Origin of the sequence: Mycobacterium sp. (genome assembly GCF_025965855.1) — a bacterium.
Classification (GTDB): Bacteria; Actinomycetota; Actinomycetes; order Mycobacteriales; family Mycobacteriaceae; genus Mycobacterium.
This window is the reverse complement of the sequence record NZ_JAOPWB010000128.1, coordinates 1-3,531: the sequence shown is the minus strand read 5'-3', so window position 1 is coordinate 3,531 and position 3,531 is coordinate 1. Positions and strand designations below refer to the sequence as shown.

Sequence of the window (3,531 nt, the reverse complement as noted above, 5' to 3'; positions counted from 1 at the left end):
GCGCTGACGACCTTGCGCAGCTTGGTGTGCCGCGGCGGGTCCAACGCCAGGAAGGACTGCGAGGCTTCCAGCAGCTCCACGGGGATGTTCTCGAAGAGCACCCCCCTGCCGGACAGGAACACGTCGTTGTCGCGGCTGACCGCGACAACGTCTTCGCGCCGGGTGACCGCCCAATAGCCGGGGTCGTCCGGGTCGGACATCAGGGAATCCTCGACCGGCGCATGCCAGCTCACCGGGCGCTCGGCCCGCAGCACCGCGAAAGAACGTTCCCGTTGCGCCGCGCTCGTGGCCCAGAACGCGCGCGACGACAGGTCGATCGCGTCGTAGGCGCGGCCGGGCTTAGCTGTGCCGGACGTCCCCGTCAGCACCGTCATGGTTGGTCCTCCTCGGTTATGACCCCAGTCACAGACTGTGACCGACGATATGCCTAGACATGTTGTCTAGTCAATGTGTTACGCACTTGGCTATGCTGGGCAAATGCCGTCAGTCACCCGAAAGGCGCAGGCCAATCGCGAACCCGGACGCCAGCAGCGGCGAGAGCAGATGGAACGCCGGTTGCTGGACGCCACCGAGCGGCTGATGCGCGACGGCGCCAGCTTCACCGAGCTAAGCGTGGACCGGCTGTCGAGCGAGGCCGGCATTTCGCGCGCCAGCTTCTACATCTACTTCGAGGACAAGGGCCACCTGCTGCGCCGATTGGCCGGCCAGGTGTTCGCCGACCTCGCCGACAGCGCCGACCGCTGGTGGAGCATGGCGTGGCGGCACGACCCCGAAGACGTCCGCGCGGGGATCGGCGGCATCATCGAGAGCTATCGGCGGCACCAACCGGCGCTCGTCGCGCTGAACGAGATGGCCGGCTATGACCCCCTGGTCGGGGCGACCTACCGAAATCTGCTGACCGCGATCACCGGCCGGGTGGCCCGTGTCATCGAAGACGGCCAGGCCGACGGCTCGATCCGCGCCGAGCTGCCCGCGACCGCCACGGCCAGCGCACTGACCTGGATGGTCGAGCGCGCGTGTCAGCAGAATCTTCCGACCGCGCCGGGGACCTACGATGCGGAACTGACCGAGGCGATGACCCAAATCATTTGGGGCACACTGTATCTCAAGCCGGCCCTGGCGAAAGGATAGGCTACACGGCGACCAGGTCGTCGGCGTGCACCGCGGGCCGGCGCAGCTCACCGGGCAGCTCGGACGTCGACCGGCCCATCACGGTGGCCAGTTCGGTCGCGTCGTAGGCGACCACACCGCGCGCCACGATGGTCGCGTCCGGTCCGCGCAGTTCGACGACGTCCCCGGCGTAGAACCGGCCCGCGACCGTGGTGATGCCGGCCGCCAGCAGCGAGCGGCGTTGCCGCACCACCGCGCGCACCGCGCCCTCGTCCAGCGTCAGCGAACCGGCCGCCTCGGCGGCGTAACGCACCCAGAACCGGCGGGCCGACATCCGAACCGGCCGCGGGGCGAACACCGTTCCGGTCGAGGCGTCGGTGAGGGCGGTCGCGGCGTCGGTCGCGGCGGCCAGCAGCACCGGGACCCCGGCGTCGGCGGCCAGCAGCGCCGACGACATCTTCGACGTCATTCCGCCGGTGCCCAGGTCACTGCCCGGGCCGGCGACCACACCGTCCAGGTCCGCCGCGCCGGACACCTCGGGGATAAACTCGGCGCCCTTCGTTTTCCGCGGATCGGAGTCGTAGAGTCCGTCGATGTCGGAGAGCAGCACCAGCGCCTCGGCGCCGACCAGGTGGGCCACCAGCGCCGAGAGCCGGTCGTTGTCGCCGAACCGGATCTCGTTGGTGGCCACCGTGTCGTTTTCGTTGACGATCGCCACCGCGTGCAGTGCGCGCAGCCGGTCCAGGGTGCGCTGAGCGTTGGTGTGTGAGGCCCGCACCGAAATGTCGTGCGCCGTCAGCAGCACCTGCCCGACCGTGCGGCCGTAGCGGGCGAACGCCGCGCTCCACGAGTTGACCAGCGCGACCTGCCCGACGCTGGCCGCGGCCTGCTTGGTCGCCAGATCTTGTGGGCGACGGGACAATCCGAGCGGCTCGATGCCCGCGGCGATGGCGCCCGACGACACGATGACGACGTCGGTGCCCGCCTTCATTCGCGCCTCGATGGCGTCGGCCAGTCCGGCCAGCCGGCCGGCGTCGAACACCCCGGACGGCGTGGTCAGCGCGTTGGTACCGACCTTGACCACGAGACTGCGCGCCGTTCGGATGGTTTCGCGGTGCGTGCTCACGATTCGTCGTCACCGTGTTCGTCACCGTGTTCGCGGCGCTGACGCCGGGCGGCCTTGCGCTCGGCGGCCCCGATTCGTTCGCTGCGTTCCAGCCGAGCGTCGGTGCCCCGGCCGGACAACGTAACGTGCTCTCCCGCAGGCGTTTGCGGCTCCCAGTCGAAGGTCATTTCTCCGATGGTCACCGCGCAGCCCGGTTGCGCGCCCAGCCTCAGCAGCTCGTCCTCGACGCCGAGGCGCGCGAGGCGGTCGGCGAGATAGCCCACCGCTTCGTCGTTGTCGAAGTTGGTCTGGCCGACCCACCGCTCGGGCCGTGCGCCGGTGACGACGAACCCGCCCTGTCCGTCCGGCTCGACGGTGAAGCCACTGTCGTCGACGGCCAGCGGACGGATCACCGGGCGCCGCGGCACGATCTGGGGCCGCGCGGCGTTGTAGTCCGAGATCGTCTGCCAGAGCCCAAAGACCAAGGGCTGCAGTCCAACATGGCTGACCGTCGACACCAGAAACACCGGCCAGCCACGCTCGGCGATCTCGTCGCGGACGAATTCGGCGAGCTCGCGGGCCTCGGGCACGTCGATCTTGTTGAGCACCACCGCCCGCGGCCGCTCGGCGAGATCAACCAACGCCGCGTCCCCCTGCAACGTGGGGGTGTACGCAGCGAGTTCGGCTTCCAGCGCGTCGATGTCGGAGATCGGGTCGCGGCCCGGTTCGGCGGTGGCGCAGTCGACGACATGCACCAGTACCGCGCATCGCTCGATGTGGCGGAGGAATTCCAGGCCCAGGCCGCGCCCCTCGGACGCCCCCGCGATCAGGCCGGGGACGTCGGCAACGGTGAAGGTGTGCTCTCCCGCCGAGACGACCCCGAGGTTGGGCACCAGCGTGGTGAACGGGTAGTCGGCGATCTTCGGCTTCGCGGCCGACATGACCGAGATCAGCGACGACTTGCCGGCCGACGGAAAGCCCACCAGGCCGACGTCGGCGACGCTCTTGAGCTCCAGGACGACGTCCAGCTGGTCGCCGGGCTCACCCAGCTCGGCGAAGCCGGGCACCTTGCGCCGGGTGTTCGCCAGCGACGCGTTGCCGCGCCCGCCGCGGCCGCCGCGCGCCACCTCGAACGTGCTGCCGCCCCCGATCAGGTCGGCCAGCACCTCGCCGTCGGCGGTCTGCACGACCGTGCCGTCGGGCACCTGCAGCACCAGGTCGTCGCCGTTCGCGCCGTCCCGGTTGGCGCCCGCGCCGCCGACGCCGTTCTGCGCCTTGATGTGCGGGCGGAAATGGAAGTCCAGCAGCGTGTGCTG

The 3,531-nt window shown here is 70.1% G+C and carries 3 protein-coding genes and 1 pseudogene; 1 reads left to right on the top strand and 3 read right to left on the bottom strand.

Translation table 11 applies throughout. The features are described 5' to 3' along the window. A pseudogene (locus JWP83_RS09785) lies at positions 1-374 on the bottom strand (cytochrome P450); the annotation flags it as partial. Positions 375-477: 103 nt separating this feature from the next. Between JWP83_RS09785 and JWP83_RS09780 the strand changes: the two are divergent. Continuing rightward, positions 478-1,131: a TetR/AcrR family transcriptional regulator gene (locus tag JWP83_RS09780; protein WP_297729360.1), complete on the top strand. Its 654-nt coding sequence runs from the start codon at positions 478-480 to the stop codon at positions 1,129-1,131. A 1-nt stretch (position 1,132) separates the two neighbouring features. Here the strand turns inward: JWP83_RS09780 and proB are convergent, their stop codons facing one another. Together proB and obgE are read right to left on the bottom strand one after the other, a co-directional pair. Next, positions 1,133-2,239, bottom strand: a complete 1,107-nt coding sequence (gene proB / locus JWP83_RS09775; RefSeq protein ID WP_297729362.1) for a glutamate 5-kinase — start codon at positions 2,237-2,239, stop codon at positions 1,133-1,135. Next, positions 2,233-3,531: GTPase ObgE (obgE, locus tag JWP83_RS09770; protein ID WP_297729357.1), on the bottom strand; the 1,299-nt coding region annotated here is incomplete at its 5' end. The genes proB and obgE, both read right to left, overlap by 7 nt.

Excerpts from the sequence above, each read along its gene's own strand:
- JWP83_RS09780 (WP_297729360.1), top strand. The coding sequence starts at position 478 with ATGCCGTCAGTCACCCGAAAGGCGCAGGCCAATCGCGAACCCGGACGC.